The 24,162-nt window shown below is 70.4% G+C and carries 28 protein-coding genes; 15 read left to right on the forward strand and 13 right to left on the reverse strand.

Going from position 1 to position 24,162, the window contains the following annotated elements:
- Nucleotides 1–66: 66 nt before the first annotated feature.
- From ACIP63_RS15060 to ACIP63_RS15070, 3 genes are all read right to left on the reverse strand, one after another.
- Complete coding sequence (locus ACIP63_RS15060) at nt 67–375, reverse strand: hypothetical protein (RefSeq protein ID WP_401515437.1); 309 nt, start codon at nt 373–375, stop codon at nt 67–69.
- A 63-nt stretch (nt 376–438) separates the two neighbouring features.
- Nucleotides 439–1,764 carry a geranylgeranyl reductase family protein gene (locus tag ACIP63_RS15065; RefSeq protein ID WP_401515439.1) on the reverse strand — a complete coding sequence of 442 codons (1,326 nt, stop codon included), beginning with the start codon at nt 1,762–1,764 and terminating at the stop codon, nt 439–441.
- 109 nt (nt 1,765–1,873) lie between these two features.
- Nucleotides 1,874–2,077 (reverse strand): cold-shock protein, encoded by a 204-nt coding sequence (locus ACIP63_RS15070; protein ID WP_014158060.1) that lies wholly within the window; start codon nt 2,075–2,077, stop codon nt 1,874–1,876.
- Nucleotides 2,078–2,593: 516 nt separating this feature from the next.
- On the opposite strand from ACIP63_RS15070, the gene ACIP63_RS15075 reads away from it, so the two are divergent.
- Together ACIP63_RS15075 and ACIP63_RS15080 are read left to right on the forward strand one after the other, a co-directional pair.
- Nucleotides 2,594–3,208, forward strand: a complete 615-nt coding sequence (locus ACIP63_RS15075) for a hypothetical protein (protein WP_401515441.1) — start codon at nt 2,594–2,596, stop codon at nt 3,206–3,208.
- A gap of 348 nt (nt 3,209–3,556) precedes the next feature.
- The gene (locus tag ACIP63_RS15080) at nt 3,557–4,786 is read left to right on the forward strand and encodes an MFS transporter (RefSeq protein ID WP_401515444.1); all 1,230 of its coding nucleotides are present in this window, start codon (nt 3,557–3,559) and stop codon (nt 4,784–4,786) included.
- Nucleotides 4,787–4,811: 25 nt separating this feature from the next.
- Here ACIP63_RS15080 and ACIP63_RS15085 read toward each other — a convergent pair whose 3' ends face one another.
- A complete protein-coding gene (locus ACIP63_RS15085; RefSeq protein WP_401515447.1) occupies nt 4,812–5,885 on the reverse strand; it encodes a glycerophosphodiester phosphodiesterase family protein in 1,074 nt (357 codons plus the stop codon).
- 212 nt (nt 5,886–6,097) lie between these two features.
- Between ACIP63_RS15085 and ACIP63_RS15090 the strand changes: the two genes are divergently transcribed.
- On the forward strand, nt 6,098–6,988 hold the full coding sequence (locus ACIP63_RS15090) for an LLM class F420-dependent oxidoreductase (RefSeq protein WP_401515450.1): 891 nt from the start codon (nt 6,098–6,100) through the stop codon (nt 6,986–6,988).
- Between the two features lie 35 nt (nt 6,989–7,023).
- Here the strand turns inward: ACIP63_RS15090 and ACIP63_RS15095 are convergent, their stop codons facing one another.
- A complete protein-coding gene (locus tag ACIP63_RS15095; protein WP_401515452.1) occupies nt 7,024–7,530 on the reverse strand; it encodes a GNAT family N-acetyltransferase in 507 nt (168 codons plus the stop codon).
- 72 nt (nt 7,531–7,602) lie between these two features.
- Nucleotides 7,603–7,773, reverse strand: a complete 171-nt coding sequence (locus tag ACIP63_RS15100; protein ID WP_401515455.1) for a hypothetical protein — start codon at nt 7,771–7,773, stop codon at nt 7,603–7,605.
- Nucleotides 7,774–8,336: 563 nt separating this feature from the next.
- Here ACIP63_RS15100 and ACIP63_RS15105 point away from each other — a divergent pair.
- Nucleotides 8,337–9,296, forward strand: a complete 960-nt coding sequence (locus ACIP63_RS15105; protein WP_401515457.1) for an alpha/beta hydrolase family protein — start codon at nt 8,337–8,339, stop codon at nt 9,294–9,296.
- A gap of 211 nt (nt 9,297–9,507) precedes the next feature.
- On the opposite strand, the gene ACIP63_RS15110 is transcribed toward ACIP63_RS15105, so the two are convergent.
- Nucleotides 9,508–10,581: an alkene reductase gene (locus ACIP63_RS15110; protein WP_401515459.1), complete on the reverse strand. Its 1,074-nt coding sequence runs from the start codon at nt 10,579–10,581 to the stop codon at nt 9,508–9,510.
- Nucleotides 10,582–10,711: 130 nt separating this feature from the next.
- On the opposite strand from ACIP63_RS15110, the gene ACIP63_RS15115 reads away from it, so the two are divergent.
- Together ACIP63_RS15115 and ACIP63_RS15120 are read left to right on the forward strand one after the other, a co-directional pair.
- A complete protein-coding gene (locus tag ACIP63_RS15115; RefSeq protein WP_401515461.1) occupies nt 10,712–11,089 on the forward strand; it encodes a MerR family transcriptional regulator in 378 nt (125 codons plus the stop codon).
- 375 nt (nt 11,090–11,464) lie between these two features.
- Entirely contained in the window at nt 11,465–11,761 is a 297-nt protein-coding gene (locus tag ACIP63_RS15120) for a hypothetical protein (RefSeq protein ID WP_401515463.1), read from the forward strand.
- A gap of 26 nt (nt 11,762–11,787) precedes the next feature.
- Here the strand turns inward: ACIP63_RS15120 and ACIP63_RS15125 are convergent, their stop codons facing one another.
- Nucleotides 11,788–12,054 carry a hypothetical protein gene (locus tag ACIP63_RS15125; protein ID WP_104791214.1) on the reverse strand — a complete coding sequence of 89 codons (267 nt, stop codon included), beginning with the start codon at nt 12,052–12,054 and terminating at the stop codon, nt 11,788–11,790.
- 355 nt (nt 12,055–12,409) lie between these two features.
- On the opposite strand from ACIP63_RS15125, the gene ACIP63_RS15130 reads away from it, so the two are divergent.
- Nucleotides 12,410–12,832, forward strand: a complete 423-nt coding sequence (locus ACIP63_RS15130) for a PPOX class F420-dependent oxidoreductase (RefSeq protein ID WP_401515465.1) — start codon at nt 12,410–12,412, stop codon at nt 12,830–12,832.
- A 229-nt stretch (nt 12,833–13,061) separates the two neighbouring features.
- A complete protein-coding gene (locus tag ACIP63_RS15135) occupies nt 13,062–13,493 on the forward strand; it encodes a VOC family protein (RefSeq protein ID WP_401515467.1) in 432 nt (143 codons plus the stop codon).
- Nucleotides 13,494–13,569: 76 nt separating this feature from the next.
- On the opposite strand, the gene ACIP63_RS15140 is transcribed toward ACIP63_RS15135, so the two are convergent.
- Together ACIP63_RS15140 and ACIP63_RS15145 are read right to left on the reverse strand one after the other, a co-directional pair.
- Nucleotides 13,570–14,337 carry an NPP1 family protein gene (locus ACIP63_RS15140; protein WP_401515470.1) on the reverse strand — a complete coding sequence of 256 codons (768 nt, stop codon included), beginning with the start codon at nt 14,335–14,337 and terminating at the stop codon, nt 13,570–13,572.
- A 114-nt stretch (nt 14,338–14,451) separates the two neighbouring features.
- Entirely contained in the window at nt 14,452–15,591 is a 1,140-nt protein-coding gene (locus tag ACIP63_RS15145; RefSeq protein WP_401515472.1) for a hypothetical protein, read from the reverse strand.
- Between the two features lie 173 nt (nt 15,592–15,764).
- Between ACIP63_RS15145 and ACIP63_RS15150 the strand changes: the two genes are divergently transcribed.
- On the forward strand, nt 15,765–17,186 hold the full coding sequence (locus ACIP63_RS15150) for a hypothetical protein (protein ID WP_401515474.1): 1,422 nt from the start codon (nt 15,765–15,767) through the stop codon (nt 17,184–17,186).
- Between the two features lie 111 nt (nt 17,187–17,297).
- On the opposite strand, the gene ACIP63_RS15155 is transcribed toward ACIP63_RS15150, so the two are convergent.
- Both ACIP63_RS15155 and ACIP63_RS15160 read right to left on the reverse strand, forming a co-directional pair.
- Nucleotides 17,298–18,131 carry a PepSY domain-containing protein gene (locus ACIP63_RS15155; protein ID WP_401515476.1) on the reverse strand — a complete coding sequence of 278 codons (834 nt, stop codon included), beginning with the start codon at nt 18,129–18,131 and terminating at the stop codon, nt 17,298–17,300.
- Between the two features lie 179 nt (nt 18,132–18,310).
- Nucleotides 18,311–18,565, reverse strand: coding sequence for a DUF5133 domain-containing protein (locus ACIP63_RS15160; RefSeq protein ID WP_401515478.1), 255 nt, complete (start codon nt 18,563–18,565; stop codon nt 18,311–18,313).
- Nucleotides 18,566–18,845: 280 nt separating this feature from the next.
- On the opposite strand from ACIP63_RS15160, the gene ACIP63_RS15165 reads away from it, so the two are divergent.
- The 6 genes from ACIP63_RS15165 (at nt 18,846) to ACIP63_RS15190 (ending at nt 23,770) form a co-directional block, all read left to right on the forward strand.
- Complete coding sequence (locus ACIP63_RS15165) at nt 18,846–19,100, forward strand: DUF6296 family protein (RefSeq protein ID WP_362930901.1); 255 nt, start codon at nt 18,846–18,848, stop codon at nt 19,098–19,100.
- A 137-nt stretch (nt 19,101–19,237) separates the two neighbouring features.
- Nucleotides 19,238–19,999: a DeoR/GlpR family DNA-binding transcription regulator gene (locus tag ACIP63_RS15170; protein ID WP_401516906.1), complete on the forward strand. Its 762-nt coding sequence runs from the start codon at nt 19,238–19,240 to the stop codon at nt 19,997–19,999.
- Nucleotides 19,996–20,943, forward strand: a complete 948-nt coding sequence (pfkB, locus tag ACIP63_RS15175; RefSeq protein WP_401515481.1) for a 1-phosphofructokinase — start codon at nt 19,996–19,998, stop codon at nt 20,941–20,943. The genes ACIP63_RS15170 and pfkB overlap by 4 nt, the downstream gene beginning before the upstream one ends.
- An 81-nt stretch (nt 20,944–21,024) precedes the next feature.
- The gene (locus tag ACIP63_RS15180) at nt 21,025–23,001 is read left to right on the forward strand and encodes a fructose-specific PTS transporter subunit EIIC (RefSeq protein WP_401515483.1); all 1,977 of its coding nucleotides are present in this window, start codon (nt 21,025–21,027) and stop codon (nt 22,999–23,001) included.
- 44 nt (nt 23,002–23,045) lie between these two features.
- Entirely contained in the window at nt 23,046–23,312 is a 267-nt protein-coding gene (locus ACIP63_RS15185) for an HPr family phosphocarrier protein (protein WP_401515486.1), read from the forward strand.
- Between the two features lie 23 nt (nt 23,313–23,335).
- On the forward strand, nt 23,336–23,770 hold the full coding sequence (locus ACIP63_RS15190) for a protein-tyrosine phosphatase family protein (protein WP_401515489.1): 435 nt from the start codon (nt 23,336–23,338) through the stop codon (nt 23,768–23,770).
- 28 nt (nt 23,771–23,798) lie between these two features.
- On the opposite strand, the gene ACIP63_RS15195 is transcribed toward ACIP63_RS15190, so the two are convergent.
- On the reverse strand, nt 23,799–24,083 hold the full coding sequence (locus ACIP63_RS15195; protein WP_104791202.1) for a hypothetical protein: 285 nt from the start codon (nt 24,081–24,083) through the stop codon (nt 23,799–23,801).
- Nucleotides 24,084–24,162: the final 79 nt, after the last annotated feature.

Consider the following 24,162-nt stretch of genomic DNA (forward strand, 5'->3'; position numbering starts at 1 on the left):
TCGCCGTCCGGGACATGGCCGTCGACGACCTCATGAACAGCGCCCGCTCCGCGCCGTGACGGGTGATCAGAGGTCGCTGTCGATCCCGGTGACGGCCGGCGGTCCCAGCGGTGCGTCCTCTTCGGCGAAGCCCGTCTCCCGCAGGGCGGCCGACACGAGGCGCACCGCGTCCATTTCCGCCTCGTACCTGTCGGGCGCGTCGACTTCCAGCCGGATGGAGAAGGTCGCGTCATCGCCGAGGCTGAGCAGGTCGAGGCCTTCCTTCTCGCTCACGTCCGTGTGCTGGGCGCCCAGTTTGCGCTCCAGGGACGCACGGCGGGATTCCGTGATGTCTGTGACGAATGTGCCCGGCACGGTGATGACGAATGTGGTCATGACGGCTCCTCACGGGTGCGCGCTCGTTCTACGTCCCTTGCGGATACCCCTGATGTGCCGCGGTCACCGGGAACGCGGCGCGCCCAGCCCCCGCGCGCGCCGGCCGGGCGCCGGGACCATCCGTACGATGCCGCGGACGAGTGTGTCGATCAGGTCGTCGGAAGGCGCGTCGCTTCCGTGCGTCAGAAGCCGGGCGAGGGTGTGCACCAGAGCGGGCGAGGCCATGACACGGCGGCTGAGGAGCGGCCGGTACCCGTAGCGGGAGAGCACCAGCTCTGCGACGGTGTTACCGAGCCGGTAGTAGCGCCCCCAGCGGCGGTTCACCTCACTCGCGTACTGGTGCAGAGCCTGCTCACGCCCGGGGCCGACCGGACGGTGCAGGGCGAGAGCGACTGTCTCGGCCGCGACCTCGCCCGCCTCCATGGCCTGGACGATGCCCTCACCGCTCCATGGACTGACCATGCCCGCGCTGTCGCCGACCAGGAGCAGACCGCGACGGTACTGAGGTCGGCGGTTGAACCCCATGGGCAGCGCGGCGCTGCGCAGTGGCGAGTCGGCGTTCTCCTCCCGCAGATCCCAGTGCTGGGGCACCCGGGTCAGCCACCGGTCCATGGTGGCCCGCAGATCCACGGATCCGTGACCGCGGTGCGGCAGCGCACCCAGGCCGACGTTCACACGGCCGTCGCCGAGCGGGAAGATCCATCCGTAACCCGGCAGGTCACGGCCGGTACGGGAACAGAGGAAGTCGGCCCAGAGCTCCAGGTAGGGGTCATGGGTGCGGGCCTCGCTGCGGTAGTACCGGCGGGCGGCGGTCGCCATCGGCCTGTTCGGGTCGCGCTCCAGGCCCATGGCGAGAGCGGTCCGGGCGGAGGCGCCGTCGGCCGCGATCACCACGGGGGCGTGGTAGTTCCTCGGCTGCTTGTCGGCTCCCGCGACCGCACTCACGCCGATGATGCGGCCGGCACGGTCGGTCAAGGGGCCCGTCGCCTTGGTCTCCAGGCACAGTCGCGCTCCGGCGGCCACGGCCTGCCGGGCCAGGATGTCGTCGAAGTCGTGCCGGGAGCGGGTGAGGCCGAAGTCCGGGTGGCTGCCGGAGCGAGGCCAGTCGATGTGTGCCTGGCGCCCTCCGCAGACCCACCGCATGCCTTTGGTCCGCATCCAGCCGGGAGCGTCGATGTCGACGCCCATGCGCACAAGTTGCTGCACACCTCGGGGGGTGAGACCGTCCCCGCACACCTTGTCCCGGGGGAACCTGCCCTTCTCGAGGAGCAGTACGTCGACCCCGGCCCGCGCCAGGTGGAGCGCCGCCGCCGAACCCGCGGGCCCCGCGCCCACCACGATCACCTGTGCCTGGTGATCGCCGCTCCCCGCACCGTCGTCTGACTCCACGTGCTGACTCCTCGATGAGCGTGGCGGGTGCCGGCGAGTTGGGCGTGTGCGAAACGCCAGGCCCCCGGGTCGTGCTCCCCGAGGGCCTGGGCGATCCCGACCTGCGCCGTCAGGCAGTCGTGATGTTCTCCGCCTGCGGGCCCTTTTGGCCCTGGGTGACGTCGAAGGTGACGGCCTGGCCTTCCTGGAGCTCACGGAAGCCGGTCGCGTTGATGGCGGAGTAGTGAGCGAAGACGTCCGGCCCGCCGCCGTCCTGCTGGATGAAGCCGAAACCCTTTTCGGCGTTGAACCACTTGACGGTTCCGCTGGCCATGCTGGTGCCTTCCCTTTGATATCCGGATCCGCACCTCGCGGTCCCGGAGGCGCCGTGAGTCCGTACCGATACAGCGAAGCGCCCGCACCGAAGCGCGGGCAGGTACGGCGAACCACGACATCTGACACTGACGCTACATGGCGAAACCGGCCCCCACCAGAGAGCAACGGCGCGATGTGCGCGTCCGGTGGGCTTCGCTCACTCCTACGGAGCGATTTGGGCGTGAACTGCGGATGTGTGTCACCGGATTGGTCACGTCGGGAAGCCACGAACGATCCAGGCCCGGTACCTGGTGATCGCATTCCTCCAGGCACAACTTCGGGCCAACCTCGTGCAGCCACGGCGGTACGGAAAGTCCGTTCACCGGGGGCCGTACGCTCCGGCTCCCCGCGTTCGAGCACATGGACGAGGCCCGTATCCGTGGTAATTCGGTATCCGCCGAGGGGTTGCCCGCGTCGGTGTCGGTAGCATCAGCCGTCTAGGTATGTGAGACACACAGCGAAAGACGAGGACTGCATGTCCGAAAACACTCCTACATCCGGCATCAGCGCAGACTACGCACAGCGGATCACCGACGATCTCGCGGCGAACCGAAGTGAGCAGGACCGGACGCGCACCGAGCTGACCCGACTGCAGGACGAGCTCATCCAGTTGGAGGAGGGTGAGCGCATCCTGGTCAAGATGCAAGAGGTCCTCGGCGGCACCGGGAAGCCCGCTGCGAGCAAGGCGAAGGCCAAGGCCGACAAGCCGGCGGCCGCCGTCCCGGCCGCGCGGCGCGCCAAGGGCAGGACCGCGGCCAAGAAGAGCGGCAGCGGCTCGAAGACTCGGGCCGAGAAGCAGACGTCCACCCCCGACCGGACCGCGGCGCCCAAGAACGCCGGGGAGCCGACGTGGCGCGAGCTGGTCACGGGTTATCTCGCGGATCAGAGGGAGCCGAGGTCCGCCGCCGAGGTGGCAGCCGCCCTGAGTGAGGCCCACCCTCAGCGGACGACCCAGGTCACCGTGGTCCGCAACACCCTTGAGCAAGGGGTCGCGCACGGACTCCTGGAGCGCTCCAAGCAGGGTCGCTCCGTCTACTACAGCCCCGTCTCCGCCGCGAACGTCGGCGGCGCCGGTTCCGCGGCCGAGTAGCCGCGGCTCAAGGGCTGAGGACCCACGCGTCCCGGCCCGGCCCCAGGCCGTCGACCGCCTGTCCGGTGGTCCGGCCGCTCCAGCTCGGAACATGCCGGGCCCGCGGGGTCCGGCACGCACACCTGCGGCGTTGCCGACGAAGCGGCGGCCGGGGAGGCGCGTATCACTCCGCCTCCCGGCTGCCTCGTCCCCGCCCCGAGTCCAGGCCGTCGCCGCGGGGGACATTGGCCTCGCCCCGTTACGTCCGGCCTGATCCGAAAAAAAGCACGTCCGGCGCGAGCCAGAAGAAGCGTGCACTACGCACGCTGGGAAGTGTACGTTCGTACGCTCGGACTATATGGTCTCCGTATGACTGTTGACGCGCCGAGCCGGCCTGCCCTGGCCGAGCGGCAGGCCCGGGTAGCCGTTGCCGTGCTGTTCTTCACCAACGGGGCCCTCTTCGCCAACCTGCTGCCGAGATATCCGCAGATCAAAGCCGATCTGGACATGAGCAACGCCGTGTACGGGCTGGCCGTCGCAGCCTTCCCGGCGGGGGCCATCGCCGCCGGTCTGGCGGCGGGCGCCGCCATCCGCAGACTCGGTTCGGCGCGGGCGGCGGTGCTGGGCACCCTGCTGACCGGTGCGGGCATTCTCGCCGCGGGCCTGGCCGACTCGGTCGCACTCCTCGCGGGAGCACTGTTCCTGGCCGGCGCGATGGACGCTGTCACCGATGTCGCGCAGAACGCCCATGGGCTGCGGGTGCAGCGCCGCTACGGACGCTCCATCATCAACTCCTTCCACGCGATCTGGTCGATCGGCGCCGTCGCCGGGGGGTCCATGGCCGCCGCCGCGATCGCGCTCGGTCTCTCGAGGGGCCAGCACCTGACGGTCTCCGCCGTGGTGTTCGCGGTCGCGGCGTGCGTCGCTCTGCGGTTCTGCTTGTCCGGCCCCGAGAGCGAGCCCGCCACCGCTCCCGAGGCGGACGGCCGCGTGGACCGCGCTGCGGGCCATGAGGCCACGGCCCGGAGGCGCACCGTCTACGTGCTGGCCGCCCTCGTCCTCATCGCGACGGCCGGGACCCTCGTCGAGGACGCGGGCAGTTCCTGGGCGACGCTCTACCTGTCCGGATCGCTGCACGCGTCGGTCACTCTGGCGGCCTTCGGCTACATCGCCCTGGTGGGAGCCCAGTTCATCGGCCGCATCATCGGCGACCGGCTCGTCGACCGGTTCGGCCAGCGCACCGTGGCACGGGCAGGCGGCCTGATCACGACAGCCGGGATGGGTCTCGCGCTGGCGGTGCCCTCGGTACCCGGCACGATCCTGGGTTTCGCCGCCGCCGGATTCGGCGTGGCGACACTCGTGCCCGCGGCCATGCACGAAGCCGACGAACTGCCTGGCCTCAAGCCCGGCTCGGGGCTGGCCATCGTCTCCTGGCTCATGCGCCTGGGCTTCCTGGCCTCGCCCCCGGTCGTCGGGCTGGTCACCGACGCCACCAGTCTCCGGGTGGGCCTGCTGGTGGTGCCACTCGCCGGGCTGCTCGCGCTCCTCCTCGCAGGAGTGCTGCGGAACGGGCACACGAGCAGCCGGCGGGGCACATAGCGGGTCCGTCTCCGGTCCGTCTTCGTCAGTGACGCGGCGCCGGGTACCCCGTGGGCAGAGACATGCCACGAGCGGCCATGATGTCCCGTACGCGGTCGGGGTAGTCAGTGATGATTCCGTCGATGCCCATGTCCATGAGCGCCTCGACGGTGGCCGGGTCGTCACAGGTCCAGGGGATGACCTTCAGTCCGCGCCGGTGCGCGTCCTGGATCATCTTCCTGTCGGGGTAGAACCGGAAGCCGGGGTCAGCGACCGTCCCGTTCTGCGGGAATCCGTAGTTCGGGGACAGCGCGGTCACCCCGGGGACGGAGGCCGCTGCCCTCACGAAGTCACCGTCGTAGTCATCGGCGTCGATGCCGCCGAGCCAGGGGGAAGCGCCTGGCTTCCCCACTTCGAGGAAGTCGTAGTTCGTCAGCGCCACCAGAGGGTAGGCGGGCGCGAGCTCGTGCATCTCCTTGAGCGCCCCCCAGTCGAAGGACTGGACGGACACCTGCTTGCCGATGCCCGACCGGCGGATCTCCTCGTGGACGCGGCGCACGAACAGCTTGCGCGGAGCGGTCTGCTCCGGCGCCCCGGCCTCCACCTTCGTCTCGATGTTCAGCCTGATCCGCTTGGCGCCGTAGCTCTTCACCAGGCCGAGGACATCCTTCAGTTCGACCATGCGGTGGCCCTTGATCTGTTCCTGCTGAGGGAAACCGGGCAGCTGCCGGAAGCCGCAGTCCATGCTCTTGATCTGTGCGAGCGTCAGGTCCTTGATGTACTTGCCGACGTACGGGTACATCGGGTCGCCTGGAGTGAGCGGGCCGGTGTCCTCGCACTTCTGGGCGCTGACCTGACGGTCGTGAGTCACCACCACCTTCCGGTCCTTGGTGACCTGGGTGTCCAGCTCCAGAGTGCTGACGCCCATGCGTATCGCTTTGGCGAAGCCCTCCAGGGACGCCTCCGTGGTCAGTCCGAGGCCTCCGCGGTGGGCCTGGAGGTCGAAGGCGGCCCTGCTGACCGGTTGGTGCTTGTGGGGAGCCGTGGCCGCGTGCGCGGTCGCCGGGACAGCGAGCGCGGGCAGAAGGGCCAGGCCGGCGACGGCGTGCCTCAGGGACATGTATGCCTCGTCTGTTGCGTCGAACTGGACGCCGCAAAGCCAATCCTGGGGGTTCGGCCCGCACGAGGCCCCACAGCGAGGACATGATGAACGTACGCGTAACGGTCGCTCCCGAGGAAGCCCTGCGCCTCCCGAGACGCCACCCCCTGCCCCCGTTCGAGTGAATCCCATGCCGCCGGGAATAGCGGGTTCGGGTAGCTGTTGACATCACCATGACTTCTGAGACGCGTGAGACATTCGGACGGGTCGGCATCTGGAGCAGTGCGCTGCACGCGTCACGCACGGACGACGCGGGCAGGAACGCGATCGCGGACGCGGCCGCCGAGCTGGAAGAGCTGAAGTACGGCACTCTCTGGATCGGGGGCAGTCCATCGGTCGACGACGCCGCGGCTGTCGTCGCCGCCACCCGCACGATCACCGTGGCCACCGGCATCCTGAGCATCTGGGATCACTCCGCCGAGGAGGTGGCGGCGCGGATCGCCGAGATCGACGCGAGCGCGCGCGGACGGTTCGTGCTCGGCCTGGGCGTCAGTCACGGCCCGATGGTGCCGCAGTACAAGAAGCCGTACAGCGAGATGGTCGCCTATCTCGACGGGCTCGACGCCGCGAACCCACCGGTGGGCCCGGGACGCCGAGTGCTCGCCGCGCTCGGCCCGAAGATGCTGAAGCTCGCCACCGACCGGGCGCTGGGAGCGCACCCCTATCTCGTCACCGCGGAGCACACCGCGGAGGCGCGTACGGCGCTCGGCCCCGACGCGTTGCTCGCTCCGGAACTCTCGGTGGTCCTCGACACCGACACCGACCGGGCCCGCACCACCGCACGCGGCATGCTGGGGATGTACCTCCAGTTGCCCAACTACACGGACAACCTGCTTCGCCTGGGGTTCACCGAGAGCGACTTCGACGGCGGCGGCAGCGTCCGTCTCCTGGACGCGCTCTTCGCCCTGGGTGACGCCGAGCGCGTGAAGACCCGGACCCTGGAGTACCTCGCCGCGGGCGCCGACCACGTGGCGCTCCAGGTCCTCACCGCCGACGAGGGCGGCAGCGGCCTGCCGCGGGCCGAATGGCGTGAGCTGGCGGAGGCGTTCGGCGACGAGTTGTAGGGGGACGGTTCTCATGGGGCCCCAGGCGCACGGGGTCACAGGTCTCTGCGCATGCAGACCCTTGGCCATCGGTCCAGTCCATGAGCGGCTTCCTGCCGGCGGATTTCCCGCAGGCCGGGGGCGATCTCGCTGTCGTCGAGCAGTTCGAAGCCGCAGCGCGCGTAATAGGGCGCGTTCCAGGGGACATCGGCGAATGTGGTGAGGGTGAGGGCAGGCGTGCCGCAGGCCGCGGCGTGACGGGCGAGATGGTCCAGCAACCCGCGGCCGACAGCGCGACGTGCGTGATCCGGGTGGACCGACACCTGCTCGACGTGGAGGTTCCCGTCCACGGGTTCGGCGATGAGGTAGGCCACTGGAGCGTCCGCCGGATCGACGGCGACCCAGGCCGTCCCGTCCCTCAGGTAGCGCCCCAGTTCACCGATTGGGAGCGGCTCGTCCTCGGCGATCTCGGGCATGCCGACGTCACGGAAGCACTGTCCGGCGGCTCGCTCGATGTCCTGGAGGAGCGGAAGCTCCTCGACGTTCACGGGGCGGATGCGCATGGGGCCATTGTCCCCGGCGCCCGGTCCCCCGCGTGCGCCGCCCCGAACGGGCAGGGCACGCCGGGGACACGGTCACCGCCGGCCGGTACGCCGCCCGTTGCCGATGCCTGCGACGTGCAGGGCCAGCAGGAGGAGGCCGATGAGCATGACATTCGTCGAGGCGAAGATGTCGTTCGTCGCTATGTCGGCGGCGTTGATCAGAAAGGCGATGAAGAACAGTACTGCCGCGGCTATACCCAGCATGACGTTGCTCCTTCTGTTGTTGGAACGCGTGTGCCCCCGCATGCGTGGATCAGGCCGCCCGGAGGCCGCGTTTCCGTCGAGCACCTGAGGTGGAGATCGTGCACGAGGCCGGGCCGAGACGCCCCTGCCCGGCGGATCGGTCGTTCCCGTCGTGCGTGTCGGCGCCGCCGGGCGCCGCCCCGCGTCGGCACGTACAGGTTTCGTCAGCGTCCCGCTTAAGCCCGTGGCACCCGCATGGCCCGGCGCACCGCGCTTCCGTGGCATCGACGAGCAGGGCGCGACCTCCCCACCCTCGTCGAAGGACATGTGGCCTGGGATTCGCGGCAGCCGTCGGCCGTGCACTCCGACCGGAGTCCGCTGCGGGTCGCGCGGCTCTACGGCTGACCCGCGGCGCACCCGCGCTCTCCTCTGACAGCCGTTGACAAAACGGAACGCTGCTCCATATTCTAATCGGAACAACGGTCCGGTTTAGCGTCGCTGAGGCCGGACACCTCTGCCCGCCCACGCCCGGCGGACCGGACCTGCGGTGGAGGCCATTGCATCGATTTCGAATGGACATGCGCATGAGTGAATCGACCCACGCGGCGGACGCCTTCGACTCCCCCGCCCCCGTCCTGTCGGTCAGCCCGGTGGTGTTGCCGGCTCCGGGACGAGCCGTGGACCTGGAGGTGCGGGTCTCCGCGCCCATGACAGGGAGCGACCTGCCGGTCATCCTCCTCTCGCACGGGCAGGGCCCCTCGAACCACCTCTCCTCACTGAACGGTTACGCCCCCCTCGTGAACTTCTGGGCGGCACACGGGTTCGTGGTGATCCAGCCGACGCATCTGAGCTCGAGGACGCTGAACCTCGATCCCCGCACCCCCGGTGCGCCCCTGTACTGGCGTTCGCGGGCCGAGGACATGCGCAGCGTTCTCGACCAGCTCGACGTGATCGAGGCCGCCGTCCCGCAGCTCCTCGGACGACTGGACCGGACCAGGGTCGCCATAGCCGGCCACTCGATGGGCGGCCACACCGCGAGTGTGCTGCTGGGAGCGGGGGTCACCGATCCCGACGACGGAGCGGAAGTGGCTCTGGCCGATCCCCGGATCAAGGCGGGCGTACTGCTGGCGGCACCCGGCAGGGGTGGGGACGCCCTCACCGATTACGCGGCCGAGAATCTCCCCTTCGCCTCGACCACGGACTTCTCCACGATGACGACACCCACGCTCGTGGTCGCCGGCGAGAAGGACGCTTCGCCGCATCTGACCGTCCGGGGCCCGGAATGGCACACGGATGCGTACGTCCTCTCCTCGGGCTCCAAGGCACTGCTCACCCTGTTCGACGCAGAGCACGGGCTCGGCGGGGTCTCCGGATATGACGTCGCCGAGACGACGGACGAGAACCCGGAGCGGGTGTCCGCGGTCCAGCGACTCACCTGTGCCTACCTCCGCACCCAGCTCTACGCCGGGGACCCGGCGTGGCAGGCGGCGTGTGACGCGCTGACGACCGGTCCCCGCGCGTTCGGACGGGTCGAGTCGAAGTAGGCCGAGGACCGGGCCCGCTGGTCCGGGGAGAGTGGCCGGCGGGGCTGGGATCGCCGTCCTCGGTCCACGACTTCGGCCGGCTCTGCGAGTGCTCCGCCGAGGCGGAGTAATCGCCCTCTGGTGTCTGGCCCAGGCCGTCTCCTGAGGGCCCACCGGCCTCCCCGGAACGAACACAGCGGTGCACGTCGAAACCATCACCCCGCCAGCCGCATCAAGCCGTGTACTGGTAGGCCGGATAGGTCAGGTAACCGGCGTCGCCGCCCTGGTAGTACGTGGCCTCGTCGACCGGGGCGATCGGCAGCCGGGAACGCAGCCGCTCCACGAGGTCGGGGTTGGCGATGAACGCGCGGCCGAAGCCGATCAGATCCGCCCCGAGCTCGAGCCAGTGGTCCGCTTCGGCCCTGCCGGTCTGCTTGGGCCCCATCGGGAACACAGGATTCATGATCAGGGTCCCCGGCCATGCGCGCCTCAGGTCCAGCAGCACTTCTTCGCCTGCCGTGGCCTCGAGATGTACGTACGCGAGGTCCAGCCGCGCCAGCTCGGCAAGCAGCGCCCTGTTGAGCTCAAGGGCGTCGGTCTCCTCGACGCCCCAGAAGCCGCCGCCCGGGGACAGGCGTATGCCGGTCCTCGCGCCTCCGACCGCCTGCACCGTCGCGGAGACCGCCTCGACGGCGAACCTGATCCGATTGGCCACCGAACCGCCGTAGGAATCCGTACGCAGGTTGGCGTTCGACGAGAGGAACTGGGAGATCAAGTAGCCGTTGGCGCCGTGCAGTTCCACCCCGTCGAAGCCCGCGTCGATCGCACGGCGGGCGGCACTCGCGTACGCCAGGGCGTGCTCCCCCACCTCGGCGGTCTCCAGTTCACGCGGCAGCGGGGCGGGCTGGAGGCCCGTGGGGGTGAACACGTCACCCACGGCGGGGACCGCGGAGGGCCCGACCGGCTGCATACCGGTGGTGTCCGGGTGCGACACCCGGCCGCCGTGCATGATCTGCGCGAAGATACGGCCGCCGTTCGCATGCACCGCGGACGTCACCGGGCGCCATGCGGCCACCTGCTCGTCGGTGTGCAGTCCCGGTGTGCCGGGATTGGACTGACCGATCAGGCTCGGTTGCACCCCCTCGCTCACGATGAGTCCGGCCGTCGCCCGCTGGGCGTAATAGACGGCCATGGAGGAGGTCGCGAGCCCGCCCGCGGCAGCCCGGACCCGCGACATCGGGGCCATCACCATCCGGTTGGGCAGCGTCAGATCACCGAGCTGGTAGCTGTGGAAGAGGCCGGTCATGTCGAGAACTCCCCTGCGTCGATACTCCGCACCCGGCTGCCGGGCACATCGATTACGCTAAAACCTCACATCAATGTCAGAGGCAAGACCTGTGACGCACACCACGCACACCACAGGCCAAGGGGGTCTCATGCGGATCGGGGAACTCGCATCACGGACCGGAGCGAGCGTCCGGTCCCTGCGCTACTACGAGGAGCAAGGACTGCTCACCAGCGTCCGCAGCAGCAGCGGGCAACGGCACTACACGGACGACCAGCCCGAGCGGGTCGGATTCATCCAGCGGATGTACGCGGCAGGCCTTTCCAGCCGCACCGTCGCCGAGCTGCTCCCCTGCGTCGACGCGCCGAGCCAGGACAACTCCGACGCAGCGCTCGAGCGTATGGCGCTCGAACGAGACAGGCTCACCCGGCACATCGCCGACCTGGCGGCCACCCGGGACGCGCTCGACGGGCTCATCTCCACGGCACGCGCCTACCGGGAACAGCTTCAGGGAACAGCGACCGGCTGAGGGCGCATGGAGGGCCACGCCGGCCGATGCCGGCCCAAGGCCCTGATCAGCGAATCTCCCGCAGCAGCTTGCGGCGTTCACCGCACTCGACTCCCCCTCCTCGCTGGGGATACGTGTGATCCTCGCAGGGGGGTTCGGTGAGCATCGCGCCAGGCATGGTCGCCCTCGTCACCGCAGTGCGCAGGGGCGAGCCGGGACCAGGTCCCACGGCCGCCCCGGCCCGGGCGTGTTCCGCAGGATGTCCGAGGGGCTTGCCCCACCCTCGCACGCCTGCCTGCCGCATGGGCAGCCGCCCGTGACCCGACCACGGTGGTCCCATGACGAACTGGACACGAAGGGGACACCACGGGGCTGCACCACGGGCTGACCGAGTCGGTGCGCGAGGAGGTCGGCAAGGCCCTCGCGGCGGGAATCGAGCCGGCCTCCGCCGGGGCGGCGCCGGTTCTCGATTCCCTCACCGCTCTCTACGCCGAGACCTTCGCACGTGCCGACGACACCGAGCTGCGCCACTGGCTCATCACGCGGCTGGAAGCGGGCTCCGACCCGCGTGCGGAGCGCCACTGGCAGCTCCTCGCCACCGTCAACGGGTGGCCTGTCCCGCCCAGCCTGGCACCGGTCTTCACGTGGTTCATCGCCGCGCTGCGCACGGGAGGAGACCCGGCGCCGCGGTGACGCACGTGCGCGGGGAGGCGGACGGCTCACGGGCTGTCCGCCTCCCAGGCCCAGCGCCTCGGGTCGCCGGTCACGGGCCCGTACACGGCACGTCCTCCCGCACCGAACTTCCCGAGCTCGGTGCCCAGCGCGGCCCCGACGGCGAGACGCTCCTCGGGCCAGCCGGTCACGTCCAGGAGCAGGCCGTCCAGCGGGCCGCCCACCAGCTCCACGTAGACGTGCCCGGGCCGCGGCCCCGGGTCGGGGTCGTCGTGGTCGGCGCCGTAGACGCGGCGCCTCATCAGTTCGTCCATGGCTACAGCATCACAGCCACCACCGACAATCCCCCTCGTTGGACTCCTTGGCCGTCAGCGGGGGCCGTGTGGTCGAGCAGGAGGGGACGGTTGCCCGCCTCACCGACGTATCGGCGCAGCCGGGACTTGGTCGGAGTTCGTCCCGTACCGCTGCCACGCGACCGCGAAGCGCCGCTCACATGGGGCGGTCGCGGGGCCGCAGCCCGGGAACTGCGCGGGTTCCCGGCGCGGGCGCGCAGGTGGAGGCGGTACCGGCGGCCGCTCGCGTCGTGTGGCAGCGTGGAGGGCGCCCTCCGAATCATCCGGTGTGGTTCACCGTCACGGGGAGGGCACAGCACGAGACAGAGGAGAGAACATGTCGAAACCTCCGCTCCCCGAGGCCGCGGTGGCGATGCTCCGCAAGCCCAACCCGGCTGTGATCGCCACCCTTCGCGCGGACGGCCAGCCGGTGTCCACGGCCACCTGGTACCTCTGGGATGACGGCCGGGTGCTGGTCAACATGGATGAGGGGCGCAAGCGCCTGGAGCACGTCCGCCGGGATCCCCGTGTCACCCTGACGGTGCTCGACGACTCCGACTGGTACAGCCATGTGACCCTGATCGGGCGCGTCGTCGAAATGAGCGACGACGAGGGGCTGGCCGGCATCGACCGGCTGTCCCGGCAGTACCTCGGCCAGCCGTACGCGGACCGTGAGCGTGCCCGGGTCAACGCCTGGATCGAGATCGACCGCTGGCACGGGTGGGGCGGCTTCCGGGACAGCTCCCAGGCTGCGACCTAGGGTCTCTCGTCCAGGTCGTCCAGGTCGTCCAGGTCGTCCGAGTCGTCCGAGTCGTCCCGGGCGTCCAGGGCCCGGGCCGGGGTCACTCCGGGTGTCCCCGCGCCGAGGCCCGGGCTCCGGCGGAGTAAATGGTCGAAGTACAGGCCGTGCTGGCGTTTCGGCGTGCGATGCGGCTCCCTCGTGGGGGACGGTGGACCTCCAGGCGCACCGGCTCTGCTGAGGAGGCTCCATGAACTGGACACTCGAGGTCGTCCCGATCCCCGTCACCGACATGGACCGGGCGAAAGCGTTCTACTCGGAGAAGGCGGGCTTCACGCTGGATCTGGACGACGAGGTCGCCCCCGGTATGCGCATCATCCAGATGACGCCACCGGGGTCGCGGTGCTCGATCGCCATGCTCAAGGGAATGCCCGCCTTCCCCGGAGAGAAGGTGATGGCTCCGGGCACGCTGCACGGTCTCCAGGTCTGCGTGACGGACATCGAGGCGGCACGCGAGGAGTTGGTGGGCCGGGGCGTGGACGTCTCCCCCATCCGGCACGTCGGCGCGACGGGCTGGGAGGAGGGCAAGGGGGGCACCTGGAACTCCTTCATGTCCTTCGCCGATCCGGACGGCAACGGATGGGTGATCCAGGAGGCGCCCTCCGAGCTGTCGGCCCGCTGACACTTCGCCCGTGTGAGCCGCGCCGCCACCCGCCCCGCACCGGGGCGGGCTCGCGACGTCGCCCGCTCCTCGTACGTCAGGCGTTGGGGTCGAAGGGGACGCCTGCCGGGAGGGCCTTCTGCAGATGGGCGGCGAAATTCCCGTCCTTGAGGCCGAAGACCGCGCTCCCGAAGTCCGCCTGGACCAGCTTGTCCCGCAGGCCGGCCGGGTAGCCGTTCCAGCCGACGAGAGCGGGGAACCGCCACTCGCCGTAGTGGTTCTCCGGTGGCTCGTCGCCGGAATTCGCGGGGCGGAAGCAGTGGGTGCTCACGCCGTCCTTGTGATAGACGATCTTGGGGTGGGTTCCGTCCCACCTGATCCGGTCATTGGCGTAGATGTCGAAGTCGCCGTGGGCAGAGGTGGACACGTAACGGGCCTCGTTGTTCTGGACCCACACCACGACGTGCTCCCAGTCGTGCCGGTGCCCGCCGAGCCCGCTTCCGGCCACCGCCTGGTCCTTCTCGAAGTAGAGCCCGTACATGACGGCGCACCACCCGTTGTTGCACTTGGAGCGTGCGTAGCCGTTGGTGTTGTCCAGGTCCACGGCGTCGCGGCAACTGCCGTTGACCGCCCCGGTGGTGTTGAGGCCGGGGGCGATCGTCCCGTCGGGTCCGATCGCCGGTGTGGGGTAGCAGCCGTCGGTGTCGTAGTCGTACGCCGGCTGGAACGCCTGCTCCATCGCGTCCGCGTTCGCCGCCAGCGCGGTCGGCGGGGCGGCGAGCGCGCTGCTCGCGGAGGTGATGACCAGAGCGACGGCACTGGCCAGGACGAGTACTGCCTTGCGGATCGGTGCGCTGCTTCTCACTGCGTCCTCCCGGTCGGCGCGTGAATGTGGGGGCACGCGCGCTACGCCTGACATGCCCATCACAAACATGTTGAACCCTGGGGGTTCACCGGGTCGTGCGTCGAAGGGCAACGCTCAGCGCGTGCGTTCACCCGAGGCCGCCGTCGCCCCTGAGGTGCGGGCCAGGGCGGCCTTGCCCGGGCGCAGGGTCCACGGCACCGGATCGGTGTTCATCAGCCAACCGTCGGCGATCAGCCGGCGGATGACGTAAATGCGAAGCTCCCGTGACATCTTCCCCCAGCCCATCGCCGTGCAGAGCTGTTTGACGGAGGGTCCATGACCGTGCGCGGCGCGGAAGGCGGCGGCGAATCCGGCGGCGGCGGGTCCCTGGTCGGGGTACTTGGCCTCCCAGGCGGCGTAGGCCGCGCGTACCTTCTCCTCGAACTGGGAGGGAACCGCCGTGCGCATGAAGGCCTCCGAGACCCTGGCCGTGGTCAGGGAGCACTCGGGGCAGCGCTCAACGGCTTCGACGTGCCGCCGCAGGGCCACGCTCGCCCGGTCCTTCCACGCGTCCCAGCTCAGCCGCTCCGCCTCCGGCTCGTCGCGGGTCCTGGGCGGGGTGTCGGACGGCGGACGCGTTCCCGACAGGTGACGGACCGCTTCGGAAAGCAGATACCGCTCACCGTCCAGCTTGCACAGGAACCCCTTGGCGAGCAGTTCGGGCAGGGCGGCCCGGCAGTCGTCGGGCAGGTGAGCGGGCAGCGTGCCGTGCCCGTCGGCCGGACCGTAGGCGGCCAGGAACAGCGCGGCCAGTCGCGCGGCGGTCGAGCTCTTCTTGACCGGCTTGGAGGCCATGGTCCGGGCCGTCCAGCCCGACACCCTGGATCGCATCACCTTGCCGAAGGGCAGCCGGGGATCCGGCCCGTCGGCCAGGTCCGGCACGGTGACGGCCACGGGGGTGACCATGTCCTCGCCGAGCAGGGCCTCCTGGCCCTGCCAGCCCAGTGCGGCGAACGAGGTCACGGCACCCTCCGGGTCGGCGAGCCGCAGCGCACGCAGGTCCTGCCCGGTGAGGTTGCCGATCCCTCGCCGGACTGCCCGGATGGAGACGACGACCGCGAGAAGCTGCGCATCGGCTCCCTTCAGTGGCAGCGAGCCCACATAGGCCATGAGCGCACGGGCGGCTTCTCCCTGGCGGGGCGTCAGCAGGAAGGGCTTCGGCTTCGCCACCGGCGCGGTCGGAGCGGCGGGCGGGCTGGAGAAAGAAGTGGGCACGCCCTGCACAACGCGCACGAGGGGCCGAGGTCACTGTTCGTACTGAAGTACGCGCCCGGTAAACGATATGAACGCAATCACGGAACCCCTGGCGGATGCCCCGGGCGTGGCTAGCATCGGCCGGCACCCACCGGAGCGAGAAGCCAGGAGGCAGTACCGTGTTCGCCTTTCCCATGAAGCCGCGTTCACGCAGGAGGCTGTCCACGGTGACGGCAGGCTGCCTCGCGGGGATTCTCGCCGCGGGCGTCATCGGCCCGGCCCGGCCCGCGGTCGCGGCGCCCGGCACGGTCGCCTGCCCGGCGGGTCTGGCGGCGAAGGCCACGTGCTACGCCGGGCAGGACTCCCACGGCGCCCACTACACCGTCGCCATCCCCCACGCGTGGAACGGAACGCTGGTCATGCATGCCCACGGGGGGCCCGACCTGGGCGAGGAGTCGGACCCGCAGCGCAGCGGCGATGATCTGGAGCGCTGGTCGGTCATGGTCGACCAGGGCTACGCCTGGGCGGGTTCGGCCTACCGTCGCGGCGGATACGGGACGAGGATGGCGGCCGCGGACACGGAGAATCTGCGTCGGCTCTTCACGGAGAGGTTCGGGCGTCCGGGCACCACGCTGATCCACGGGCAGTCCTGGGGCGGGAACGTGGCCGCGAAGACCATCGAGATGTACGGCGGCGCCGGCTCGCCCTACGACGGCGCGCTGCTCACGAACGGTGTCCTCGCGGGCGGCTCCCGCGGCTACGACTACCGGGTGGACCTCCGCGTCGTCTACCAGTACTACTGCCGGAACCACCCACGCCCGTCCGAGCCGTCGTATCTTCTGTGGATGGGGCTCCGCGAGGATTCGGCCATGACCGGGGCGGGGCTGCGAGCAAGGCTCCAGGAGTGCACGGGCTACGCCTCGCAGCCCGCGGACCGGACGCCCCTCCAGCAGCGGAACCTGGACGACATCCTCGCGGTCACGAAGATCCCCGAACGCACCCTCGAATCGCACCTCTCCTTCGCGACCTTCACCTTCCGCGACATCGTCCGCCGACTAGGTCTGCGCAGCCCTTTCAGCAACCAGCACGTGCGCTACAGCGGCTCGCACGACGACACGGCACTGAACGCCGGCGTCGAGCGGTTCTCCGCCGATGCCTCCGCACGGCGCGACCTGTCGTACGACAGTGATGTGACCGGGGCGGTGTCCGTCCCGGTGCTGACCATGCACGCCATCGACGACCCCACCGCCTTCGCCGAGCACGAGGCGGCGTACCGCGCCAGTCTGGAGGGAGCTCACCGCGACCGTCATCTCGTGCAGACCTTCACCCAGGAGCGCGAGCACAGCGGTCTCAGCACATCGGAGTACGCCGCCGCGGTCTCGGCGCTGTCCGGGTGGGTACGGACGGGCCGTAAGCCGACGCCGTCGTCCGTCGCGTCCACCTGCCCCGCCTTCGACACCGATTACGGGACCGGGTGCTTCTTCCGGCCGGACCATCGTCCCGCCTCCTATGCCTCGCGGGTGAACCCTCGTGCGGGCGCCACGCACTGGCCCGCGATGACGAGGGCTCAGGAGAAGAGGTGGAGCCGGCTCGGGAACGTGGGGATCGCACCCTGAGGCCTGGGACCCGGGGGGTGTGCGCCCGCCGCGAGCGCGAAGGCTCCGGGAACGCACATCGGTGGCGCACCGCCTTGCGGTCCGCCACCGATGAGCCCGTTCGTCCTGTGATCAGTCCTCGTCGATCTGCTCGTCCGTGATCGTGCCCTTCACCGCGTCCACGTCGAAGGTGGTCTTGTTGTATCCCTTGGAGACCACGTCGACCTTCCAGACCAGGACCTGGCTGTCGTTCTCGTCGAGGGCCATCGAGGTGACCCAGCCCTTCTGCCTGCTCATGGCGACCTTCGCGGCCTGCTGGGGCGTCTGCGTCGCCTTGGCGATCTGGGCAGCCAGCTCCTGCTTGTCCGCAGCACTCTGATCGGCATCCGGTGCGAAGTCGACGACCTTGCCGGACACCGCGTCGATGATCACGTTGTGTGCGGTGCCGTCCTTCTCCACAACCTCCGCGACCCACTTCGGGGTGGTGGAGCTGCCGCTCGGGCTGGGACTTCCGGTCCCGCTCGGGCTGCCACTGGCCTCGGGACTCGGACTGGCACTGCCGGTCGGGCTGCCGCTCGGGCTGGGGCTGCCGGTCGCGTCGTCGTCGTCCTCGTCGTCGAGGCCCTCGAGGTCCAGATCGGTCAGCTTGCCACCGGACACCTCGCCGAGGGCCGTCGTGACGGCCTTGTCGGCGGTGACCTTGACGGTTGACAGCAGTTCCTTGCGCTCGGTCTGCTCCGCGGTCAGCTGCGCCGTCTCGGAGGGGCTGCCCGAAGGGCTGGTCGTCTGGTTCGGAAGGACCTTCGCAGCCTCCGAGGTCTCCGCGGCGGTCTTGTCACCGCTGTCCTGACCGCAACCGGTCACGAGAGTGGCGGCAAGAGCGGCCGCGCACAGGGCGCCTCCGGTCACGCGGAGTCGGCGGGTACGCGGGGAAACGGTCTTGTTTCGACGGGGCTCAAATCTCATGCTTGCATGCCTAGCCGCCGCCGCCGACAGTCATGTTGTCCGACCGGCGGGTATCACCCGTTCGACCACACCGTCCGCCCATTCGGCGTGTCGTACGGTTGCGCGCCCGGGGACCGTCCACAAGCGAATGACGCCGGTTCGGAAGAACCGGCGTCATCCCTGGTGGGCCCTGTGCGTGGTCAGGCGGTCAGCTGCACCTCGGCAGCCCCCTTCGCCGGACCCAGCGATCCCGCCGACGGGACGGCGCGCAACTGGGCCGCCGCGGCAGCCAGGGCGTCGGGCACGGTCCTGGTTCCGGTGGTGACGCAGAGGGTGTAGGAGACGTCTTCGAGCCGACGACTGCTCTCGGAAGTGCCCAGCCGTGCGTGGGAGCTTCGCAGTGTCTCGTAGCGCTTGACGAGATTCCGCAGCGTTGCGGGATTGGCCATCAGCACGGCAGTTCCTCTCCACAGGGCGGCCGGGAGCCCGTGGGCCCCGCGCCGACGAAGTCCGATCGCGCCGGCGGTACCGCCTGGCGTCACGGGCGGCCGTGCGAAGCTGACAGCACGCGTCCGGTCCCTTGCAGATGATGGTCGCCCCGCCTCACCCATTCCGCATCCGCAGTCACGGAAGGTCACCCGGTCGTGCTCCCGGAGCGCCGTGAGCTCCGGTGGGAAACAATGGAGATGACGGGCGAGCGGCTGCTGCCGGGCCCGGTCGGGAGGTAGGTGGGTCATGGATTACCCGGAGAGTTACGAGCTCATATTCCAGGCGGGCGGAGCCGAGGACGACGTGGTGGTCGTCCATCTCACGGACCGCTCCGGCGCGGGTGGTTACCCGGTCTACGCGGACGAGACCGGCATCGTGCGTGCCGAGATCAGCGAGCGCGGTGAGGTGCGCATGCAGGCGAGCGGCGGCCATCAGGTCCTCGGGGCGCCACTGCTGGCCCGGCCACTGAGCCCGCGGACCGCCACCCACGGCACCGACTGAGGAGTCCCGGCCGCCGCACAGCCATTTCCGAGTCCGTTCATGCCCACTCTTCGCCCGAATGTGTTTACTTTCCTGAGGTGCGACCGTAGTCTGCCGGTGAACCAACAGACTCGGGCATGAAACGGAAACGTAACCACATGTACGCACCGGAGCGGCAGCAAGAGATTCTCCGCATCGCCGGCGAGAGCGGGCGCGTCGATGTGCTGTCCCTGGCCGAGGAGTTCCAGGTGACGGCGGAGACGATTCGGCGTGACCTCAAAGCGCTCGACCGGGCGGGGCTCCTCCGCCGGGTGCACGGCGGTGCGATTCCGGCCGGGCGGCTCGGCTTCGAGCCGGATCTCGCCGAGCGCGACACCGTGGCGGCCGACGAGAAGGACCGCATCGCCGCCGCCGCCCTGGGCGAACTCCCGGTCGAGGGCAACATCATCATCGACGCCGGGACCACGACCGTCAGGCTGGCCGGCGCCGTCCCCCTCGACTCGTGCCTCACCGTGGTCACCCATGCCCTGCCGGTGGCCGCTCGTCTCTCCGACCATCCGGGAATCGCGCTGCACCTGGTCGGCGGCAGGGTGCGGCACCGCACCCGCGCGGCCGTCGACGCCTGGGCACTGAGCGCGTACGCCGAGATCAACGCCGATGTCGTCTTCCTCGCCACGAACGGTTTCTCGCCCGACGGCGGCCTGACCACTCCGGATCTGGCCGAGGCCGCCGTGAAGCGTGCCGTGATCGCGGCGGCCCGCAGGGTGGTGCTCCTCGCCGACTCCGGCAAGTCCGGGCAGCAGCACTTCGCGCGCTTCGGCGACCTCTCCCACGTCGACCTGCTGATCACCGATACGGGGCTGAGCCCCGAGGACGCCCGGGCCATCGAGAGCCGGGGCACGGAAGTGGTACGCGCATGATCCTGACCGTCACCCCCAACCCGAGCCTAGACCGCACGTACGAACTCCCCGGGCTCACCCGTGGCGCCGTCCTCCGGGCCACCGCGGACCGTGTCGATCCGGGCGGCAAGGGCGTCAACGTCTCCCGCGCGGTCGCCGCCGCCGGGCACCGTACGGTGGCTGTCGCACCGCTGGGCGGCCCCGAGGGAGCGCTGCTGGCCCGGCTGCTCGGCGAGCACGGCATCGAGTCCGCGGGGGTGCCCATCGCCGGCAGCACCCGTATCAACATCACCCTCGTCGAACCCGACGGCACGCTCACCAAGGTGAACGCGGCGGGTCCCGAGCTCGCCCCCGTCGAGGCCGAACGCCTGCTGGAGACGGTCCGGGCCCGGTCGGCGGGTGCGGACTGGATCGCCTGCTGCGGAAGTCTGCCGCGTGGACTGCCACCCCGGTGGTATGCCGAACTGGTCGCCCGCAGCCACCGGGCCGGGGTCCGGATCGCGCTCGACACCTCCGGCGCCGCGCTCGTCGCCGCGTTGAGTGAGCGGCCGGACGTGATCAAGCCGAACGCTCAGGAGCTGGCCGAGGCCGTGGGCCGTCCGCTCGCGACGGTCGGTGACGCGCTCAAGGCGGCGCAGGAGCTGTGCGAGCTCGGCGCACGTTCGGTGCTCGCCAGCCTGGGCGCCGTCGGGCAGCTGCTGGTGGAGCCCTCGGGAGCGCACTTCGCCGTGGCGCGGGTGGATGCCGTCCGGAGCGACGTCGGTGCGGGGGACGCCTCGCTCGCGGGGTTCCTGTCCGCCGGCGGAACAGGCCGGGCGGCGCTGTCGGCCGCGGTGGCGCACGGCGCCGCCGCCGTGCAACTGCCCGGGAGCGCCATGCCGACGCCCGCCGACCTCGATCCGTCCGCGGTGGTCACCACCGCGGACATCCCCATGGACCTGCCTCTCACGGAGCAGGCCGCATGACCGCCCTCGTCCCTGTCCGTTCGTACGAAGCCCCCGTCCCCCGCCCCGTCCCCGGGCGGCCCACGAGCAAGGAGCCCCGCGATGAGTGAGCTCATCACCGCGGAACTGGTCGATCTCGATCTTTCCGCCGAGACGAAGAGCGCGGCCGCCCGTTCACTGGCCGGACGGATGGTCGAGGCCGGCCGCGTCACGGACCTCGACGGCTTTCTCGCCGACGTGGCGGCGCGCGAGGCTCAGATGCCGACCGGCCTGGACGGAGGCATCGGCATTCCGCACTGCCGGAGCGAGCACGTCACCGAGCCGACGCTGGCCTTCGGCCGCAGCGCCGGGGGCATCGACTTCGGTGCCGCGGACGGCCCCGCGGATCTCGTCTTCCTGATAGCCGCGCCCGCGGGTGCGGACGACGACCACCTCACCATCCTGTCGGGCCTGGCACGCCGGCTCATGGACCCCGGCTTCACCGGCGCCCTGCGGGCGGAGGGTGATCCCGCCGCCGCGGCGGCCCTGATCCGCGGCGAAGAGGTCCCGGCGGCGGTGCCGGCACCGGAGGACACCGAGGCGGAGAAGGAGACGGCCGAACCGTTCCGCATCGTCGCCGTCACGTCCTGTCCGACCGGAATCGCGCACACGTACATGGCCGCCGAGTCGCTGGAGGCCGCCGCGCGCGCCCAGGGTGTCGTCCTGGACGTCGAGACACAGGGATCCGCCGGTTTCGAGCGGCTGGATCCGGCGGTGATCGCCGCCGCCGACGCGGTCATCTGGGCGCACGACGTCGACGTACGGGAAAAGGCCAGGTTCGGCGGCAAGCCGGTGGTCGACGCCGGGGTGAAGGCCGGGATCAACCGGCCTGCCGAACTCATCGCCGAGGCCCGGCGCAAGGCCGAGCGCGGAGAGATCAGCGGGGTCGCCGAAGGTCCCGACGAGCCGGGGTCCGGCACGGGCGGTTCAGCGGAGGCGTCCGGTCACTTCGGTGTCCGGCTCCGCACCTATCTGATGTCCGGCGTCAGTTACATGGTGCCGTTCGTCGCCGCCGGGGGGCTTCTCATCGCCCTCTCGTTCGCGATCGGCGGCTACGAGATCGCGAGCGCGAAGTCGGTGGCCGACCATTTCGTCTGGGGCGAGGCAGCCAGCTGGGCCGCCCTGCTCAACCAGATCGGCACCGCGGCCTTCGGCTTCCTGGTCCCGGTGCTGGCGGGGTACATCGCCTACGGGATGGCGGACCGGCCCGCGCTCGTCCCCGGATTCGTCGGTGGCGCCATCGCGCTCACCATCGACGCGGGCTTCCTCGGCGGACTGGTCGCGGGGCTGCTGGCCGGTGCGGCGGTGATGGCGATCCAGCGGGTGAAGGTGCATCCCACGCTGCGCGGCATCATGCCGGTGCTGGTGATCCCCCTGCTCGCGTCGATCGCGGTCGGCTTCCTGATGTTCATCGTGGTCGGCAAGCCGATCGCCTCCCTCCAGAACGCCCTCACCGACTGGCTGAACGGGCTGTCCGGTTCCAACGCGGTGATCCTCGGCGTCGTCCTCGGCCTGATGATGTGCTTCGACATGGGCGGCCCGCTGAACAAGGTCGCGTACGCCTTCGCGGTCGGCGGACTGGCCGATCCGACACCGGGCAGTCTCAAGGTCATGGCCGCGGTGATGGCGGCCGGCATGGTGCCTCCGCTGGCGATGGCCCTCGCGACGACCGTACGCCGCGGGCTGTTCACCCGGACCGAGCGGGAGAACGGCAGGGCGGCGTGGGTGCTGGGCGCCTCGTTCATCACCGAGGGCGCGATCCCGTTCGCCGCCGCGGACCCCCTGCGGGTGATCCCCTCCGTGATGGCCGGCGGAGCTGTCACGGGCGCGCTGTCCATGGCGTTCGGCTGTACGCTCCGGGCCCCGCACGGCGGTGTCTTCGTCGTGCCGCTCATCGGCGAGCCGTTCCTCTACCTGTTGGCGATCGCCGCCGGCACCGCGGTGTCCACCGCTCTGGTCGTCACCCTCAAGGGCGTGCGGCGGAGCCCTGAGGCCACCACCACGGCCGACGACGGGTCCGATGTCGCCGTGGCCGCCTGATCCCTGTCCTCCCCGCACACCCTCTTCACCCCTGGAGTGAACCCGTGTACCAGCGCACCGTCTCCGTCGGATCCCGCAGCGGCCTGCACGCCCGTCCCGCCTCGCTCTTCGTCCAGGCCGCCATGCGGCAGCCGGTCCCCGTCACCGTCGCACGCGAGGGCGGCGCCCCGGTCGACGCCCGGAGCATGCTCTCGGTGCTCGCCCTGGCCGCGCAGCACGGCGATGAGCTCGTGCTGTCAGCCGTGGGCGAAAGTGCCCCGGACGCGGTCGAGGAGCTGGCTAGCCTGCTGTCCCAGGACCTCGACAGCTAGGACCCCGACAGCAAGGACAGCGCATGACGGAAAGCTGGGACCCGGCCGGCGAGGGCGTGATGCGCCTGCCCTCGGGCCGACTGGTCCGTGGCCGCGGTCTGAGACGTCCGCTCCCCGCGGGACCGGAACCTGCCTTCGCCGTCCATCTGCTGGGTGGCCCTCCGCCCCCGGTGGCCTGGGAGTCGCGGTGGCTGCGCTGGCCCGATTTCCGTCTGCCCTCCGACAGGAGCGCGGCGCGCGCCGTGCTGAAGGAGGCGTGGAACAGGGCGCCGGGTGAGCGGGTCGAGGTCGCCTGCGCGGGCGGCCGCGGACGGACCGGTACGGCCCTGGCCTGCCTGGCCGTACTGGACGGGGTCCCGGCGGAGGAAGCCGTCGCCTTCGTCCGACGGAACTATCACCCCAAGGCTGTGGAGACGCCTTGGCAGCGGCGGTATGTGGTGCGCTTCGCGGGAGACTGAATCACCTGCCACGCCGGCGGCGCGGTCACTACACCGTGTGCGGAGCCGGAACCGTGGCTCCGCCGCCGGCGCGTACCGCCTCTACGACGCTCTGGTGGAGGGCCCTGCTCGCTTCCTCGGACGGGCAGGGCACCGGACTGCCGGCCAGTGTGAACCAGTCCGAGGCCCCGCTGTACTGGACAGCGACCTCGGCCTGCTTCTCGGTCCACGTCGTGTGTACGGTCAGATCACCGCTCACGACACCCACCTCTTCGGTGCGCACTCCGCCGGTTCCCGCGAAGACACCGAGGGTGGTCCACGATGCCCAGTTCATGACGCGTCGCCTTTCGGGACAATGACAAGCCTGTCAAGCGGACTTGCCTTGAGTATGGCACCAGGAACCATCACCCGCA

It is taken from the genome of Streptomyces sp. NPDC088746 (assembly GCF_044751065.1).
In the GTDB taxonomy this organism is placed as follows: domain Bacteria; phylum Actinomycetota; class Actinomycetes; order Streptomycetales; family Streptomycetaceae; genus Streptomyces.

Coding starts and splice junctions, on each gene's coding strand:
- ACIP63_RS15060 (WP_401515437.1), bottom strand. CDS start 375: ATGACCACATTCGTCATCACCGTGCCGGGCACATTCGTCACAGACATC.
- ACIP63_RS15070 (WP_014158060.1), bottom strand. CDS start 2,077: ATGGCCAGCGGAACCGTCAAGTGGTTCAACGCCGAAAAGGGTTTCGGC.
- ACIP63_RS15075 (WP_401515441.1), top strand. CDS start 2,594: ATGTCCGAAAACACTCCTACATCCGGCATCAGCGCAGACTACGCACAG.
- ACIP63_RS15080 (WP_401515444.1), top strand. CDS start 3,557: ATGACTGTTGACGCGCCGAGCCGGCCTGCCCTGGCCGAGCGGCAGGCC.
- ACIP63_RS15085 (WP_401515447.1), bottom strand. CDS start 5,885: ATGTCCCTGAGGCACGCCGTCGCCGGCCTGGCCCTTCTGCCCGCGCTC.
- ACIP63_RS15090 (WP_401515450.1), top strand. CDS start 6,098: ATGACTTCTGAGACGCGTGAGACATTCGGACGGGTCGGCATCTGGAGC.
- ACIP63_RS15095 (WP_401515452.1), bottom strand. CDS start 7,530: ATGCGCATCCGCCCCGTGAACGTCGAGGAGCTTCCGCTCCTCCAGGAC.
- ACIP63_RS15100 (WP_401515455.1), bottom strand. CDS start 7,773: ATGCTGGGTATAGCCGCGGCAGTACTGTTCTTCATCGCCTTTCTGATC.
- ACIP63_RS15105 (WP_401515457.1), top strand. CDS start 8,337: ATGAGTGAATCGACCCACGCGGCGGACGCCTTCGACTCCCCCGCCCCC.
- ACIP63_RS15110 (WP_401515459.1), bottom strand. CDS start 10,581: ATGACCGGCCTCTTCCACAGCTACCAGCTCGGTGATCTGACGCTGCCC.
- ACIP63_RS15115 (WP_401515461.1), top strand. CDS start 10,712: ATGCGGATCGGGGAACTCGCATCACGGACCGGAGCGAGCGTCCGGTCC.
- ACIP63_RS15125 (WP_104791214.1), bottom strand. CDS start 12,054: ATGGACGAACTGATGAGGCGCCGCGTCTACGGCGCCGACCACGACGAC.
- ACIP63_RS15130 (WP_401515465.1), top strand. CDS start 12,410: ATGTCGAAACCTCCGCTCCCCGAGGCCGCGGTGGCGATGCTCCGCAAG.
- ACIP63_RS15135 (WP_401515467.1), top strand. CDS start 13,062: ATGAACTGGACACTCGAGGTCGTCCCGATCCCCGTCACCGACATGGAC.
- ACIP63_RS15150 (WP_401515474.1), top strand. CDS start 15,765: ATGAAGCCGCGTTCACGCAGGAGGCTGTCCACGGTGACGGCAGGCTGC.
- ACIP63_RS15155 (WP_401515476.1), bottom strand. CDS start 18,131: ATGAGATTTGAGCCCCGTCGAAACAAGACCGTTTCCCCGCGTACCCGC.
- ACIP63_RS15165 (WP_362930901.1), top strand. CDS start 18,846: ATGGATTACCCGGAGAGTTACGAGCTCATATTCCAGGCGGGCGGAGCC.
- ACIP63_RS15170 (WP_401516906.1), top strand. CDS start 19,238: ATGTACGCACCGGAGCGGCAGCAAGAGATTCTCCGCATCGCCGGCGAG.
- pfkB (WP_401515481.1), top strand. CDS start 19,996: ATGATCCTGACCGTCACCCCCAACCCGAGCCTAGACCGCACGTACGAA.
- ACIP63_RS15180 (WP_401515483.1), top strand. CDS start 21,025: ATGAGTGAGCTCATCACCGCGGAACTGGTCGATCTCGATCTTTCCGCC.
- ACIP63_RS15190 (WP_401515489.1), top strand. CDS start 23,336: ATGACGGAAAGCTGGGACCCGGCCGGCGAGGGCGTGATGCGCCTGCCC.
- ACIP63_RS15195 (WP_104791202.1), bottom strand. CDS start 24,083: ATGAACTGGGCATCGTGGACCACCCTCGGTGTCTTCGCGGGAACCGGC.